Annotated in this window: 19 protein-coding genes; 6 read left to right on the top strand and 13 right to left on the bottom strand. The window is 74.0% G+C overall.

All coding sequences use genetic code 11. The features are described 5' to 3' along the window. Positions 1 to 114: 114 nt before the first annotated feature. Positions 115 to 732, bottom strand: coding sequence for a TasA family protein (locus tag ACI783_RS17505; RefSeq protein ID WP_457141629.1), 618 nt, complete (start codon positions 730 to 732; stop codon positions 115 to 117). Between the two features lie 193 nt (positions 733 to 925). On the opposite strand from ACI783_RS17505, the gene ACI783_RS17510 reads away from it, so the two are divergent. Both ACI783_RS17510 and ACI783_RS17515 read left to right on the top strand, forming a co-directional pair. Beyond that, complete coding sequence (locus ACI783_RS17510; RefSeq protein ID WP_457141630.1) at positions 926 to 2,881, top strand: glycosyltransferase; 1,956 nt, start codon at positions 926 to 928, stop codon at positions 2,879 to 2,881. After that, positions 2,878 to 3,504, top strand: coding sequence for a hypothetical protein (locus tag ACI783_RS17515; protein WP_457141631.1), 627 nt, complete (start codon positions 2,878 to 2,880; stop codon positions 3,502 to 3,504). Before ACI783_RS17510 ends, ACI783_RS17515 begins: the two co-directional genes overlap by 4 nt. 7 nt (positions 3,505 to 3,511) lie before the next feature. Here ACI783_RS17515 and rdgB read toward each other — a convergent pair whose 3' ends face one another. Both rdgB and rph read right to left on the bottom strand, forming a co-directional pair. Beyond that, positions 3,512 to 4,120: an RdgB/HAM1 family non-canonical purine NTP pyrophosphatase gene (rdgB, locus tag ACI783_RS17520; protein WP_457141632.1), complete on the bottom strand. Its 609-nt coding sequence runs from the start codon at positions 4,118 to 4,120 to the stop codon at positions 3,512 to 3,514. After that, complete coding sequence (gene rph / locus ACI783_RS17525; RefSeq protein ID WP_457141633.1) at positions 4,117 to 4,839, bottom strand: ribonuclease PH; 723 nt, start codon at positions 4,837 to 4,839, stop codon at positions 4,117 to 4,119. Before rph ends, rdgB begins: the two co-directional genes overlap by 4 nt. A gap of 42 nt (positions 4,840 to 4,881) precedes the next feature. On the opposite strand from rph, the gene ACI783_RS17530 reads away from it, so the two are divergent. The 3 genes from ACI783_RS17530 (at position 4,882) to gndA (ending at position 7,421) form a co-directional block, all read left to right on the top strand. Beyond that, complete coding sequence (locus ACI783_RS17530) at positions 4,882 to 5,286, top strand: secondary thiamine-phosphate synthase enzyme YjbQ (protein WP_457073944.1); 405 nt, start codon at positions 4,882 to 4,884, stop codon at positions 5,284 to 5,286. An 81-nt stretch (positions 5,287 to 5,367) separates the two neighbouring features. Continuing rightward, positions 5,368 to 5,868, top strand: a complete 501-nt coding sequence (gene bcp / locus ACI783_RS17535; protein WP_457082161.1) for a thioredoxin-dependent thiol peroxidase — start codon at positions 5,368 to 5,370, stop codon at positions 5,866 to 5,868. Positions 5,869 to 5,981: 113 nt separating this feature from the next. Next, positions 5,982 to 7,421 carry an NADP-dependent phosphogluconate dehydrogenase gene (gene gndA / locus ACI783_RS17540; RefSeq protein WP_457141634.1) on the top strand — a complete coding sequence of 480 codons (1,440 nt, stop codon included), beginning with the start codon at positions 5,982 to 5,984 and terminating at the stop codon, positions 7,419 to 7,421. 125 nt (positions 7,422 to 7,546) lie between these two features. On the opposite strand, the gene ACI783_RS17545 is transcribed toward gndA, so the two are convergent. The 8 genes from ACI783_RS17545 to ACI783_RS17580 form a co-directional block, all read right to left on the bottom strand. Beyond that, entirely contained in the window at positions 7,547 to 8,029 is a 483-nt protein-coding gene (locus tag ACI783_RS17545) for a DUF4262 domain-containing protein (protein WP_457141635.1), read from the bottom strand. A gap of 103 nt (positions 8,030 to 8,132) precedes the next feature. Continuing rightward, complete coding sequence (locus tag ACI783_RS17550) at positions 8,133 to 9,101, bottom strand: DNA polymerase domain-containing protein (protein ID WP_457141636.1); 969 nt, start codon at positions 9,099 to 9,101, stop codon at positions 8,133 to 8,135. A 146-nt stretch (positions 9,102 to 9,247) separates the two neighbouring features. Further along, positions 9,248 to 9,988: an MBL fold metallo-hydrolase gene (locus tag ACI783_RS17555; protein ID WP_457141637.1), complete on the bottom strand. Its 741-nt coding sequence runs from the start codon at positions 9,986 to 9,988 to the stop codon at positions 9,248 to 9,250. Continuing rightward, positions 9,985 to 10,803, bottom strand: coding sequence for a glutamate racemase (gene murI, locus ACI783_RS17560; RefSeq protein ID WP_457141638.1), 819 nt, complete (start codon positions 10,801 to 10,803; stop codon positions 9,985 to 9,987). Before murI ends, ACI783_RS17555 begins: the two co-directional genes overlap by 4 nt. 37 nt (positions 10,804 to 10,840) lie before the next feature. Then, a complete protein-coding gene (locus ACI783_RS17565) occupies positions 10,841 to 11,509 on the bottom strand; it encodes an HAD-IA family hydrolase (RefSeq protein ID WP_457141639.1) in 669 nt (222 codons plus the stop codon). Beyond that, on the bottom strand, positions 11,509 to 12,459 hold the full coding sequence (locus ACI783_RS17570) for a PLP-dependent cysteine synthase family protein (RefSeq protein WP_457141640.1): 951 nt from the start codon (positions 12,457 to 12,459) through the stop codon (positions 11,509 to 11,511). The genes ACI783_RS17565 and ACI783_RS17570 overlap by 1 nt, the downstream gene beginning before the upstream one ends. A gap of 69 nt (positions 12,460 to 12,528) precedes the next feature. Beyond that, on the bottom strand, positions 12,529 to 12,807 hold the full coding sequence (locus tag ACI783_RS17575; RefSeq protein ID WP_153360789.1) for a ubiquitin-like small modifier protein 1: 279 nt from the start codon (positions 12,805 to 12,807) through the stop codon (positions 12,529 to 12,531). A 222-nt stretch (positions 12,808 to 13,029) separates the two neighbouring features. Continuing rightward, complete coding sequence (locus ACI783_RS17580) at positions 13,030 to 13,464, bottom strand: Mov34/MPN/PAD-1 family protein (RefSeq protein ID WP_457141641.1); 435 nt, start codon at positions 13,462 to 13,464, stop codon at positions 13,030 to 13,032. Between the two features lie 111 nt (positions 13,465 to 13,575). Between ACI783_RS17580 and ACI783_RS17585 the strand changes: the two genes are divergently transcribed. Further along, complete coding sequence (locus ACI783_RS17585) at positions 13,576 to 13,929, top strand: hypothetical protein (RefSeq protein WP_457141642.1); 354 nt, start codon at positions 13,576 to 13,578, stop codon at positions 13,927 to 13,929. On the opposite strand, the gene ACI783_RS17590 is transcribed toward ACI783_RS17585, so the two are convergent. After that, a complete protein-coding gene (locus ACI783_RS17590) occupies positions 13,868 to 14,365 on the bottom strand; it encodes a DUF2017 family protein (protein ID WP_457141643.1) in 498 nt (165 codons plus the stop codon). The two genes, ACI783_RS17585 and ACI783_RS17590, sit on opposite strands and share 62 nt — an antisense overlap. Then, positions 14,362 to 14,658 carry an ATP-dependent Clp protease adapter ClpS gene (clpS, locus tag ACI783_RS17595; protein WP_457082138.1) on the bottom strand — a complete coding sequence of 99 codons (297 nt, stop codon included), beginning with the start codon at positions 14,656 to 14,658 and terminating at the stop codon, positions 14,362 to 14,364. Before clpS ends, ACI783_RS17590 begins: the two co-directional genes overlap by 4 nt. Positions 14,659 to 14,720 lie beyond the last annotated feature (62 nt).

The raw sequence follows: 14,720 nt of genomic DNA on the forward strand, positions 1-14,720 counted from the left end.
CCCCCCCCCCCCCCCCCCCCTCGCCCCCCCCCCCCCCCCCCCCCCCCGCCCCCCGCCCCCCCCACGGTCGGTACCGCCGCCCGGCCGGGTCAGGGGCCGGGCAGCAGCGGGTGGTCAGCGGGCGGCGCCGGCCCGCTGGGTGGCGGTGAAGGTGAGCGCGAGCTCGCTGCTCGCGCCCTTGAAGGCGTCGCCGGCGGTCGACGGCAGCGCGAGGGTGACGGCCAGGTGGTCGGTGGCACCGGCGGTCAGGCTGGCCGGGGCGGCCAGGTCGGCGGTGCGGACGACGGGCCCCGCGGCCAGCAGCGTGCGCACGGTGCCCTCGCAGGAGAGGTCGCTGGCCCAGGCCACCGAGCAGGAGCGCACGGACATCTGCAGCCCGTTCGTGGCGTCGCTGTCCAGCAGGCTCGAGGCGGTCGCGACGGTCGACAGGCCCACCGAGGCGAGCGCCGAGTCCCCGTCGTTGACCAGGTTCACCGGACGGGTGACCGATGAGCCGGGCGCCACGCCGTCGAAGCTGAACGGCACGGTGGCCGAGCCGTCGCCGGCGGTCAGGTTGATCGAGACGACGCCGGACTCGACGGCGACCTCGGCGGTGTCGGTGCTGTCGGTGAACCCACCGAAGGTGCCCAGGCCCGCCACGAGCGCGGCGGTGCCGACGACCCCGACGGAGCCGAGGACCTTGGCGGCGGTCGTCCGGCGGGCGTTGCTGGCGGTGGTGCGGGTGGCGTTCACGGTGCTCCTCGGGTCGGTGCGAGTCGGGGGCTCTCCCGCCGACAGCGCCGACTCTGGGCGGCCAACCGCACGCCCGGCCGCAGGCAACCGCAAGAACTCCGCAAGACCACCGCCCGGCCACGGCGTCCCCCGACCGGGTGAGAGCCGACCCGCAGGACGACAGTCCGGGGCGCCGGAGGCCGACGTCCTCCAGGTGACAGTCTCCGCACCGGGCGGCGCCGTGCCCGCGCCCCGGCGCCGCCGTGGCCGGCACGCCGCGCCCGAACGGCTGGGCGACGTCCTGCTGGAGCAGGGTGCGCTCACCGAGGCGCAGCTGGCCGAGGCCCTCGAGCACCAGCACCGCGTCGGCGCACCACTGGGCGCGATCGTGCTGGCCCGCGGCTGGGTCACCCGCCGCCAGCTGTACGTCGCCCTGGCCGAGGTGTGGGACGCCGACCTGGCCTTCGTCGACCCGGTCGACGTCGACGAGGAGCTGGCCCGGCTGTTCCCCGCGGCGATGCTGGCCCGCGAGGTCTGGCTGCCGCTGCGCGTCGAGCGGGACGGTGGGGGCGAGCTGCAGGTGGTCGTGGCCACCGCGGGCCGGCCGTCGGCGCACATCGCCGAGCAGGTCGTGCAGCGCACCGGCATCCACCGCGTGCGCCAGGTGGTCACCACCGACTGGGACGTCCAGCGGGCGCTGCGCACGGTCTGGCGCGAGGAGCTGGTGCACGACGCGGTCACGTCGCTGGCCGAGCGGCGGCCCGACGAGTCGGCGTCCACCGTGTTCGTGCCCAAGCAGGTGGTCGGGGCCGTCCTGGCGGTCGCCGCCCTCGTCGTCGGCGCCGTGCTCGACCTGCCCGCCACCCTGGTCGTCCTGGTCGCGACGGTGAACGTCGCCGTCGCCCTCGCCGTCGGGGCCAAGGCCGTGATCAGCACCGTCGGCACCGCCTGGGAGACCGTCGAGCAGGTCACCGACGAGGAGGTGGCCGCGCTCGACGAGCACGACCTGCCCGTCTACACGATCCTCGTGCCCGTCTACAAGGAGGCCGGGATCGTCGGCCTGCTGATGCGCAACCTCGCCGACCTGGACTACCCGCGGGAGAAGCTGGAGATCCTCCTCCTGCTGGAGGAGGACGACCCGGAGACGCTCACCGCCGCGCTCGCAGCCGCCCCACCGGACCTCGTCCGGATCGTCGTCGTGCCGCACTCGCTGCCCAAGACGAAACCGCGGGCCTGCAACGTCGGGCTGACCTTCGCCCGCGGCGAGTACGTGGTCATCTACGACGCCGAGGACCGGCCCGACCCCGACCAGCTGAAGAAGTCGATCGTCGCCTTCCGCAAGGGCGGGGACGACCTGGTCTGCGTGCAGGCGGCGCTGAACTACTTCAACGCCCGGGAGAACCTGCTCACCCGGATGTTCACCCTGGAGTACTCTTCCTGGTTCGACTACACGCTCGCCGGGCTGGACAAGCTCCGGCTGCCGATCCCGCTGGGCGGCACGAGCAACCACTTCCGCACCGACCTGCTGCGCGAGCTCGGCGGCTGGGACCCCTACAACGTCACCGAGGACGCCGACCTCGGCATCCGCGCCTCCGCCCGCGGCCACCGCGTCGCCGTCGTCAACTCGACGACATACGAGGAGGCCAACATGGCCGTCGGCAACTGGGTCCGGCAGCGCAGCCGCTGGATCAAGGGCTACATGCAGACCGTGCTGGTGCACACCCGGCACCCCTGGCGGCTGCTGCGCAGCGTCGGCCCCCGTCAGACGGCCGGGTTCGCGCTGCTCATCGGGGGCACCCCGCTGATGTTCCTGGCCACGCCCTGGCTGTACCTGCTCATGGTGGTCGAGCTGGTCCGGCCCGGCGTCCTGGTGCCCACGCTGCCCGAGTGGCTGGTGCAGGTCAGCTTCGCGAACCTGCTGCTGGGCAACGGCGTGATCATCTACCTGTCGCTGCTGGCCGGGTTCAAGCGGCGCACCTACGGCCTGGTGCCGTTCGCGCTGCTGTCCCCGCTGTACTGGCTGCTGCACTCGGTCGCCTCGTACAAGGCGCTCTGGCAGCTGCTGGTCAACCCGTTCTACTGGGAGAAGACGAACCACGGGCTGTCCAGCCACGTGCAGGCCGACGACGCGCCGACGCCCGGGACCCCTCGTGCCGAGGTCCGCTCGTGACCGCCGTCAACCCGCTGGCCACGACCCGGGCCGACGCCTCCCCCGCCGAGGCGGCGAGCTTCGCCGAGGCCCGCGCCCGGCTGGCCACGACCGCGGACCTCCCCCAGGTGCGCATGCGCCGGGTGCTGCTCACCTGCGCCGCCGTCCTCGTCGCGCAGACCGCAGCACTGCTGGCCACCGACCGCAGCTGGGACGAGGTCCTCGTCCCCGGCTACGTGATCCTGACGGTCACCCTCGCCCTGGTCTTCGTGTTCGCCGCGGTCACCGTGGCCGGCTTCGCCGCCGGGGCGGCCGCAGCCGGACTCGTGGTGCTCGACCAGGCCAGTCTGCTGCTGTTGCTCGGCGGTGCCGCGGTGCTGGCGCTGGCCTGTGGCTTCGCGCCGGGCTGGGCCCGGGTCGAGGCCTGGCAGGCCACCCGCTCGCGGTCGCTGACCGCGGAGGAGGAGGCGGCCCTCGCCCAGCGGGCCCTGTCCGGCGACCGCAGCCGGCTGTGGACCCGCGGCGTCCGGCTGCGCACCTACTGGCGGACCGACCGGGTGCTCGCGGCGTTCCTCGTGCTCGCCTTCCACCCGTGCATGGCGGCGTTCTCGCTGTGGTTCATCGGCTGGAGCAGCGGCCGCTGACCTGCGGTCAGCGGGCGCCGAGCACCCCGGCGAGCACCGGCACCAGCGCGGCGAAGGCCTGGCCGCGGTGGCTGCGGGCGTCCTTCTCCGCCGGCGTCAGCTCCGCCGACGTCAGCTCCAGCCCCTCCGGCACGAAGACCGGGTCGTAGCCGAACCCGTTGGTGCCGCGCTTCTCGTGGATCACCGCCCCCCGCCACTCGGCGCGCAGCACGTGCTCGGTGCCCTCGGGGGTGACCAGCGCGGCGGCGCAGACGAACGCCGCACCGCGCCGTTCGTCGGGCACGTCGGCGAGCTGGCCGAGCAGCAGCGCGGTGTTGGCGTCGTCGTCGCCGTGCCGCCCCGACCAGCGGGCGGACAGGATGCCGGGCATCCCGTTGAGCGCGTCGACGGCCAGGCCGGAGTCGTCGGCCACCGCGGGCAGGCCGGTGTACCGCACCGCCTCGCGCGCCTTGAGCAGGGCGTTCTCCTCGAAGGTGGCTCCGGTCTCGGGCGCCTCGGGGTACTCGGCGACGTCGCGCAGGCCGAGCACCTCCACCCCGGGGACGGCGGTGGCCAGCAGCCGCTGCAGCTCGGCGAGCTTGCCGGCGTTGCGGGTGGCGAGCAGCAGCTGCGTCATGCCGACAACGCCACCTGCTGCGCCAGGGTCAGCTCGGCGCAGCCGGCGACGGCGAGGTCGAGCAGCGCGTCCAGCGTCGGCCGGTCGAAGACGGCGCCCTCGGCGGTGCCCTGCACCTCGACGAAGCCGCCGTCGCCGGTGCACACGACGTTCATGTCGGTGCCGGCCCGGACGTCCTCCTCGTAGGCGAGGTCCAGGCGGGGCTCGCCGTCGATGACGCCGACGCTGACCGCGGCCACCGAGTTCGGCAGCGGGGTGCTGCTGGCCAGCTTGCCGCGCTCGCCCAGCCAGGAGACGGCGTCGGCGAGGGCCACGTAGGCGCCGGTGATCGCGGCGGTGCGGGTGCCGCCGTCGGCCTGCAGGACGTCGCAGTCCAGCGCGATGCTGTTCTCCCCCAGCGCGGCCAGGTCGATGCTGGCCCGCAGCGAGCGACCGATCAGCCGGCTGATCTCGTGCGTCCGGCCACCGATCTTCCCCTTCACCGACTCGCGGTCGCTGCGGGTGTGGGTGGCGCGCGGCAGCATCGAGTACTCGGCGGTCACCCAGCCGAGGCCGGAGCCGCGGCGCCAGCGGGGCACGCCCTCGGTGACGCTGGCGGCGCACAGCACGCGGGTGCGGCCGAACTCCACGAGCACCGAGCCCTCGGCGTGGTCGAGCCAGTGGCGGGTGATGGTCACCGGGCGGAGCTGGTCGGCGCTGCGGCCGTCGGGGCGGGTCACGTGTCAGCAGCGTAGTTGGCCGCTGTCCGGCAGCATGGCGGCATGCGTTCCGAGCTGCGAGCCGTCCGGACCGGGGGCGTGGCCTCCGTCGTCGACCTGACCGACGAGTGCGCGGAGTTCGTCCGGTCCGAGGGCGACGGGCTGCTGCAGGTGTTCGTGCCGCACGCGACCGCCGGCATCGCGATCATCGAGACCGGCGCGGGCAGCGACGACGACCTGCTGGCCCAGCTGGACGAGCTGCTCCCCCGCGACGACCGGTGGCGCCACAAGCACGGAGCTGCCGGGCACGGCCGGGACCACGTGCTGCCCGCGTTCGTCCCGCCGCACGCCACCGTGCCTGTGCTCGAGGGCCGCCTCGCGCTGGGCACCTGGCAGCGGATCTGCTTCGTCGATACGAACGTCGACAACCCGTCGCGGCACGTGCGGTTCAGTTTCCTGGCCGGCTGAGCACCCCGTCCGAGCAGCTCCGCTCCCGCCCGGTGGTGGCCCGCTTGGGGACCGTCGCCCGGGTGCGGCACGATGCGCAGCATGACCGAGACCGGCCCCGTCACCGACGTCGCCCCCGTCCGCCTCGCGCCCGGTGACCCGGCGCCGGAGTTCACCCTCCCCGACGCCGACGGCACCCCGGTGTCGCTGGCGTCCTACCGCGGCCGTCGGGTCATCGTCTACTGCTACCCGGCGGCGCTGACCCCGGGTTGCACCACCCAGGCCGTCGACTTCACCGCCGCCGCCGGCGACCTGGCCGAGGCGGGGCTGGAGATCATCGGCATCTCCCCCGACGCCCCGGAGAAGCTGCACCGCTTCCGCGAGCAGGAGTCGCTGTCGATCACCCTGCTGTCCGACCCGGAGAAGCAGGTCCTCACCGCCTACGGCGCCTACGGCCCGAAGAAGCTGTACGGCAAGGAGGTCGTCGGGGTGATCCGTTCGACGTTCGTCGTCGACGCCGAGGGGCGGATCGAGAAGGCCGCCTACAACGTGAAGGCGACCGGACACGTGGCCAAGCTGCGCCGCGACCTCGGCATCGCGTGAGAACGCTCCTGTCCCCACCGCTCGCGAGCCCGCGTCGGGCCCCTGGAGGAGGGCCGAGCCGGGGGTCGGGCGGGGCCTGGTAGCCGCGCGCCCGATGCGGCAGGGTTCCGTGCATGAGCGATCAGATCGGCGTCACCGGGCTGGCTGTCATGGGCGCGAACCTGGCCCGCAACCTGGCCCGGCACGGCCACCAGGTGGTGCTGCACAACCGCAGCAGGGGGCGCACCGATGCCCTCGTCGAGCAGCACGGCGGCGAGGGCGACTTCGTGCCCACCGGCTCGATGGCCGAGTTCGTCGGGGCCCTGCAGCGTCCGCGCAAGGTGATCATCATGGTGCAGGCGGGTGCGGCCACCGACGCCGTGATCGACGAGATCGCTCCCTTGCTCGAGGCCGGCGACGTGCTGATGGACGGCGGCAACGCCCGGTTCACCGACACCATCCGCCGCACCGAGGCGCTCACCGCCCGGGGCATCCACTTCGTCGGCACCGGGATCAGCGGCGGCGAGGAGGGCGCGCTCAACGGGCCGAGCATCATGCCGGGCGGCTCGGCGGAGGCCTACGAGCTGGTCGGCCCGCTGCTGGAGTCGATCGCGGCCGTCGTCGACGGGGAGCCGTGCTGCACCCACGTCGGCGAGAGCGGCGCCGGGCACTTCGTGAAGATGGTGCACAACGGCATCGAGTACGCCGACATGCAGCTGATCGCCGAGGCCTACGACCTGTTGCGCCAGGGGCTCCGGCTCTCGCCCGCCGAGATCGGGGACGTCTTCGCCTCGTGGAACGAAGGCGACCTCGACAGCTACCTCATCGAGATCACCGCCGAGGTGCTGCGGCACACCGATGCCCGGACGGGGAAGCCGTTCGTCGACGTCGTGCTGGACGAGGCCGAGCAGAAGGGCACCGGGCGCTGGACCGTGCAGTCGGCCCTCGACCTGGGCGTTCCGGTGAGCGGCATCGCCGAGGCGGTGTTCGCCCGGGCGCTCTCCGGCCACCGCGAGCAGCGGCAGGCCGCCCAGCGGGTGCTCCCCGGTCCCGGCCGGGAGTGGGACGAGCAGGTCGCCGACCGGGACGCGTTCATCGAGTCGGTGCGGCAGGCGCTCTACGCGTCGAAGGTGGTCGCCTACGCGCAGGGGTTCGACCAGATCACTGCGGGTGCCGACCAGCACGGCTGGGACATCGACCGCGCCGCTCTGGCCAGGATCTGGCGGGGCGGCTGCATCATCCGGGCGAAGTTCCTCGACCGGATCGCGCAGGTGTACACCGACGAGCCCGACGTCACGACCCTGCTGACCAACGACTACTTCCGCGGTGCGGTCAGCGAGGGCCAGGAGGCGTGGCGGCAGGTGGTCGCCGGCGCCGCCCGGCACGGGGTGCCGGTGCCCGGGTTCGCCAGCGCGCTGGCCTACTACGACGGGCTGCGGGCCGAGCGGCTCCCAGCGGCGCTGATCCAGGGCCTGCGCGACCTGTTCGGCGCGCACACCTACCGGCGGGTGGACGCCGAGGGCTCGTTCCACACGATGTGGGGCGAGGACGGCCGCGAGGTGCAGGTCTCCTGAGCGCGCGGTCGTCGGGGTGCCCAGCGTACGGGCTGCCCCGACGACCGGGCGCTGCCGCCCTCCGCAGGTCAGGCCGGACCGACGTCGTCGTGGTCCGCCACCGGACCGGGGCGCGGGCGCCGGGGTCACGCCCGCCAGGTGCCGGGCCGGGGCTGGCAGTCGGGGCCGCACGGGTACGCCGGGTCCCAGGGGAAGGTGCCGTCGGGGTGCTGCCAGGTGAGCTGGAAGGCGGGCACGGACGCCTCGTCGGGGCGCCGGTAGTGGCGGTTGGCGACGAAGAGCACCTCCCCGGGGTTCGGCAGCTGCTCGACGACCAGCCCGTCGGGCCGGTCGGGGAACGTGAGCAGCTCCCCCGGGACCATGTCGCGCCCATCGGCGACGAGGCCGGCCACCCGCTGGAGCATCGCGTGCGTGTTGTCGTGGCCGAGTCCGACCACCACCAGCTCCGGGTGGCCGAGCCCGAACAACCCGACCGTGTAGCCGAAGGGCACCGAGTCGGAGTTCTCGTCGGGGAAGACGTACTGCACGACCCAGCGATGGTTGCGGATCAACTGGGCGAGGTGGGTGTCCTCCTGGTCGAGCCAGGCCGTCATCTGTGGATCGGTCACACGATGACCCTGCCGGGCCGTCCGGCACGACAGGGGCGCCCGCCCGGACTTGTGGACCGCGCCCGATCTGGGGACGACGGCCGGCGCCCAGGCGGCCGGCGCGCTACGGGCCGGGCGGTCGGCTCCGGGTCCCGGCAGCCTTCGCGCGGGCCCGGCGCTTCCCCTCGTGCATCGCGGCCACCCGGGCCACCGGGATCGTGCGGCCCTCGGCCACCAGGTCCGCCGGCAGCTCCTGTGGCCCCGGCAGCGCGGCCGCCCACGGGTCGCCGTCCCCGATCCGCTCCCGCGCGGTGCGCACGGTGACGTCCCCGGGCCGCACGTCGTCCAGGTCGTCCCACGCGACCGGCGTCGACACCGGCAGGCCTGGCCGTGCCCGCGGGCTGTAGGCGGCCACGATCGTGCCCCGCCCGGCGCGGGTCGAGTCGACGAACACCCGCCCACCGCGCTCGGCGACGACGTAGGCGGTGGTCGCCACCGCCGGGTCGAGCCGCTCGGTGCGCGCCGCGAGCGCCCGGGTGGCCGCGGCGACGTCCTCCGGCGGAGAGGCGTGCACCGGGACGACGACGTGCAGCCCGGTGGAGCCGCTGGTCTTCACCGCACCCGCCAGCCCGGCGTCGGCGAGCACACGCCGGGCCAGCCGCGCCACGGCGATCACGGCGGCGAAGTCGGCGCCGTCCGGCGGGTCCAGGTCGAGCACCAGCCCGGTGGGCTCCACCTCCCCCACCAGGCCGAAGGGCACGTGCAGCTCCACCGCCCGCTGGTTGGCCAGCCACAGCAGCGTCCGGCGGTCCTCGCACAGCACCTGGTGCACTTCGCGGTGGGCACGGTCGGACCAGGTCGGCACGGTGCGCACCCAGTCGGGAGCGCCCTTGGGGACGTCGCGCTGGATGAAGGGAGCTGCACCGGGCCGCACTCGCTTGATGGTCAGTGGCCGGCCGCTCAGCAGCGGGACGAGCCGGTCGGCGAAGGCGTCGTAGTGGTCGACCAGATCGCGCTTGGTCACCTCGAGCCCGTCGCCCAGCGGGGAGTCCAGGCTGCTCAGCCGGACGCCGTCGCGCTCCTCCTCGGCCATCTCGTCACCGTGCCCGCTCGGGGCGGCGTGGGCAACCGGCGCGGACCGTCCTACCGCAGCAACGGCTGTCCTCCCGCACCAGCATCGGTGCGGGAGGACAGCCGTTGATCAGGTCACCTGATCACCGCTGCACGGGCGGGTGGACGTCAGACGTCGTGGACGGCGGCGTGCCGGGCGAGCTCGGTGTTCGGGAACACCGACCGGGCGGCGGCCAGCTGCGCCTCGGCGTCGACCCAGGCGGGCACGTGGGTGACCAGCAGCCGCCCCACCCCGGCCGCGGCCGCGTGCTCGCCGGCCTGCCGGCCGGTGAGGTGCAGCCCGGGGGGCAGGTCGGGGCCCTCGGCGTAGGCGGCCTCGGCCAGCAGCACGTCGGCGCCGCGGGCCAGCTCCACCACCGCCTCGGACGGGCCGGTGTCGCCGGTGTAGACCAGCGAGCGGCCACCCGCGGTGAGCCGCACCGCGTAGCACTCCACCGGGTGGGCGGTGCGCGCCGTCGTCACCTCGAACGGCCCGATCGTCCAGCTGCCCGGGCCGACGGGCGTGACGTCGAAGACGTCGTCGATGGGACCGCCGTCGGCGTCGTAGGCCGCGGCCAGCCGCCGGTCGGCGCCGACCGGCGCGTACAGCGGTACGGCCCGGCCGTCGGACTGCCCGGAGTAGCGGTGCCAGACGATGAACGGCGCGGCGTCCAGGCAGTGGTCGGCGTGCAGGTGCGACAGGTATACGGCGTCGACCTCGGTCGGGTCGCGGAGCGCCAGCAGGGAGCCGAACGACCCGTTGCCCAGGTCGAGCAGCAGCACGAACTCGTCGTGCTCGACCAGGTAGCAGGAGGCCGGCGAGGCCGGGCCGGGTGCGCTTCCGGCGCAGCCGATGACGGTGAGCCTCATGCGGCCTCCCCGGCGCGGGCCACGGTCTCCATCTCGGGACCGAGGAAACGCCGCCCGAGCCGGGCGAAGGGCTCCGGGTCGCCGGTGGCCAGGAACCGGTGCTCCGGCGGCGGCCCCTCGGGGTCGCGCAGCAGGTCGGTGCGGGTGAGCACCCGGTACACGTCCTTGGCGGTCTCCTCCGCACTGGACACCAGCGTGACCTCCTCGCCGAGCACCAGCGACAGCACGCCGGTGAGCAGTGGGTAGTGGGTGCAGCCGAGCACCACGGTGTCGACCCCGGCGGCCAGCAGCGGGTCGAGATAGGACTGCGCGAGGCCGACCAGCTGCCGGCCGCTGGTGACGCCGCGCTCGACGAAGTCCACGAAGCTGGGGCAGGCGGCGCTGGTGACGGTGAGCTGCGGGGCGGCGGCGAACGCGTCCTCGTAGGCGCCGCTGGTGACGGTGGCCTGGGTGGCGATCACCCCCACCCGGCCGTTCCGGGTGGCCGCGGTGGCGCGGCGGACCGCCGGCAGCACGACCTCCACGACCGGGACGTCGTAGCGCTCCCGGGCGTCACCCAGGCAGGCGGCGCTGGCCGAGTTGCAGGCGATGACCAGCATCTTGACCCCGTCGGAGACCAGCTGGTCCATCGCGGCCAGGGAGTGGCGGCGCACGTCGGCGATCGGCTGGGGACCGTACGGCGTGTGCGCCGTGTCCCCCAGGTAGCGGATCGACTCGTGCGGCAGCTGGTCGAGCACCGCCCGCGCGACGGTGAGCCCACCCACCCCCGAGTCGAAGATGCCGATCGGGGCGTCGGCGGGGGCAGCGGTCCTCATGGCGCAGTCAGGCTAGCCGCCGGCACCGACGGTCCGGTCAGGGCCGGCGCAGCAGCGCGTCGCCGGGCAGCTGCAGCCCGTCGCCGGTCCATCGGGCTCCGGTCAGGTCCCGGACCACGGCCGTCGCTGCCGTCTGCAGCGCCGGCTCGCCGATGCCGAGGACGGTGCACCCAGCGGCGAGGCCCGCGGCGACGCCACTGGGGCTGTCCTCCAGCACGATCAGCTCGGCGGGGTCGATGCCCAGCCGCTCCGCCCCGGTGAGGTAGGGCTCGGGGTCGGGCTTGCCCGCGGCGACGTCCTCCGCGGTGACGAGCACGTCGGGCAGGGCGACCCCGGCACCGCGCAGCCGGGCGGTGGCCAGCTCGTGCACGCCGGAGGTGACCACCGCCCACGGGACGCCGGTCAGCTGGGGCACCAGGTCCAGCACCCCGGGCACCGCCACGGTCGCGTCGGCGCCCTCCAGCTCGAAGCGGGTGACGGTGGCCACCGCCGCGGCGACCTGGTCGGCCGGCACGAACAGCGCCACGGTGTCCGCGGCGCGACGGCCGGGGACGGCGGCCATGACCTCGTCCGGGTCGAGGCCGAGGTCCTTCGCCCAGCGACGCCACGAGGTGACGACGCTGACCTCGGAGTCGACGAGCACGCCGTCGTTGTCGAAGAGCAGCCCGCGCGCGGGCAGGGTCAGGGTGTCCTGCGGATCCGCCATCAGGCCCAGAGCTGCCCGTCCAGCGCGGCGGTGGCCTGCTCCAGCGTGCCGGCGTAGGCCCCGGTGGAGAGGTACTTCCAACCGCCGTCGCAGACGACGAAGACGATGTCAGCCCGGCGGCCGGCCGCGACCTCCTTGTCGGCGACACCGAGCGCGGCGTGCAGGATCGCGCCGGTGGAGATGCCGGCGAAGATCCCCTCCTTCTCGACCAGCTGGCGGGTGCGGTGCACCGCGTCGTCCGGGCCGACGGAGAAGCGGCCGTCGAGCAGCTCGGGGTCGTAGAGCTCGGGGATGAACCCCTCGTCGATGTTGCGCAGCCCGTAGACGAGCTCCCCGTAGCGCGGCTCGGCGGCGATCACCTGGACACCGGGCTTCTGCTCCCGCAGGAAGCGGGAGACGCCCATCAGCGTGCCGGTGGTGCCCAGGCCGGCGACGAAGTGGGTGATCGAGGGCAGGTCGGCGAGGATCTCCGGGCCGGTGCCGGTGTAGTGCGCCTCGGCGTTGGCCGGGTTGCCGTACTGGTAGAGCATCACCCAGTCGTCGTGCTCGGCGGCCAGGCCCTTGGCGACGGCGACGGCCTGGTTGCTGCCGCCGGCGGCCGGGGAGCTGATGATCTGCGCGCCGTACATCTCCAGCAGCTGGCGCCGCTCGATCGAGGTGTTCTCCGGCATGACGCAGATCAGCTTGTACCCGCGCTGCCGGGCCACCATCGCCAGGGAGATGCCGGTGTTGCCGCTGGTGGGCTCCAGGATGGTGGCCCCCGGCCGCAGCTTCCCCTCCTTCTCCGCCGCCTCGATCATCGAGATGGCGGCCCGGTCCTTGATCGACCCGGTGGGGTTGTGGTCCTCGAGCTTCGCCCACAGCCGGACGTCGGCGGTGGGCGACAGCCGTGGCAGCCCGACCAGCGGGGTGTTGCCGAGGCTCTCGACGAGGGAGGAGAAGCGGGCCATGGGGACTCTTCCGGGAGGCGGGGTGGGTGCTGGGCTCAGCTCAGGTGCGCGGAGCGCACGGTGGGCCGCTCAGCAGCCGCCGGCGACCGCCGGGAGGATCGTCACCGAGTCGCCGTCCTTGACGGCGGTGTCCAGCGCACCGGTGAAGCGCACGTCCTCGTCGTTGACGTAGACGTTGACGAAGCGGTGCAGCTTGCCCTCCTCGGTCACCAGGCGGCCCTTGAGGCCGGGGTGCTGCGAGTCGAGGTCGTCGACGAGCGCACCGAGGGTGTCGCCGGACCCCTCGACGGTCTTGTTGCCGCCGGTGTGGGTGCGCAGGATGGTCGGGATCCGGACCTCGATGGCCATGGCAGGGGAACTCCTTCTCGCGGGGGTGACGGGTCGGCGCGCGGAGCGCGCGGGGATGACGGCTGTCCGGGGGAACGCCGCTGCGCGGCCAGCGATTCCGCCGGCCGCTTCGGCCCCGCTGCAGGGGCCCGCGCCGAGGTACGAGGCGTGGGGGCAGCGGGGTCCTTTCTCAGTCGTAGACGACGACGGTCGGCGAGTGACCGAACAGGCAGGACTCGACGGTCACGGGCCGACCACCTCGACGTCCTCCTCGGTGACCTGGCCGTCGACGATGCGGAAGCTGCGGAACTCCACGTCGTCGCCGGCCAGCCCGGTCCGCGCACCGTGCTCGCGGGTGGAGACCAGCACGTAGTGCGCCTCGGGCTCGGAGGCGTAGCTGATGTCGGTGCGCGAGGGGCGGGCCTCGGTGGCGGTGTGCGAGTGGTAGATCACGACGGGGACCTCGTCCCGGTCGTCCATCTCCCGGTACAGCCTCAGCAGGTCGCCGCTGTCGAACTCGTAGAACGTCGGCGAGCGGGCCGCGTTGAGCATCGGGATGTGCCGCTCGGGGCGGTCGGAGCCCTCGGGCCCGGCCACGACGCCGCAGGCCTCGTCCGGGTGGTCTGCCCGGGCGTGGGCCACGATGGCGTCGTAGGTCGCGCGGTCGATGCGCAGCACGCCGGTCATCCTAGGCCGACGGTCGCGGCCGGGTTCCCGGACCCCACCCGGGGTGACGGGCAGGGGAACGGACTGTGCCGCGCGGGTGGCCGACCGCTAACGTCGTCGACCGTGGTGATCGAGGTGCTGATGGTGGTCGGGGTGGTGCTCGTCCCCCTGCCGGCGCTGGTCATCGGCAGCATGCGGCTGCTGCACCGCAGCGGGCGGGCGACCGACGAGCGCAGCGACCGGATCGAGCTGGTCCTGGTGGTGCTCGGGCGGCTGGTCGGCCTGCTCCTGCTGGCCGCGCTCTCCGCGGTCACCCTGGTGGCCTGCATCGGCGCGATCGCCCAGGACGTGCAGGTGCACAGCCTGGTCTACGTCTTCTTCGTCGCCGACCTGCTCGTGGCGCTGCTGGTGCTGGCTACGGTCGGCCGCCTGTCCCGGCCACCAGCGCGTCGACGAGGGAACCCTGCACGGCGGTGAGCCAGTAGTAGACCGCCAGCTGCTGCTCCTCCTCGCCGCCGGCGTCCTCCGGGGGCTCGGTGTCGGCGGTGATGCCCAGCCGGGTGCCCAGCGCGAGGCGCAGGTCGTTCGTGGTGCGCAGCCAGGCGCGGGCCTGCTCGGCGTCCAGCCGTATCTCCCCGCCGTCCGGTGGCAGGGTGGCGCGGACGGTGGCCAGGTCGTCGGCCTTGCCGGCGCGCAGCGCCGTCTCGGTGAGGTCCCGGTAGTCCGCGGCGATCTCCGGGTCGTCGACGTTGCCCGGCGGGAGCAGCCGCTCAACCACCGGGTCACCGCCGGTGTCGGCGCGGTCGGCCGCCAGCAGCTGCTCCAGCTGGTCCAGCAGCAGCGTGACGATGCCGGCCTCGGCCTCGACCAGCCGGGCCACCACCTCGTCGCCCTTGCGACGGAAGGGCTTCATGCGTCCCGCTGGTAGGTCGCCCACAGCCCGTAGGCGTGCAGTCGGTTGGTGTCGTGCTCCATCCGCTCCCGCGGACCGGAGCTGACGATCGCCTTGCCCTCGTGGTGCACCTGCAGCATCAGCTCCGTCGCCGTCGCCTCGTCGTAGCCGAAGAGCTCCTGGAGCACGAAGGTCACGTAGGTCATCAGGTTGACCGGGTCGTCCCAGACGATCGTCACCCAGGGGCGGTCGACCTCGGCCACGGTCTCCGCCGTGGCCCCGGGGACCCGTTCAGGAGCGAGCGGTCCGGCCACGACGCCACTCTAGGACGACGCCGCTGCCGGACGACGCCGGGGAGCGGCTCGGACCACCGGCA

The sequence above is a fragment of the Modestobacter sp. SYSU DS0511 genome (assembly GCF_054050755.1).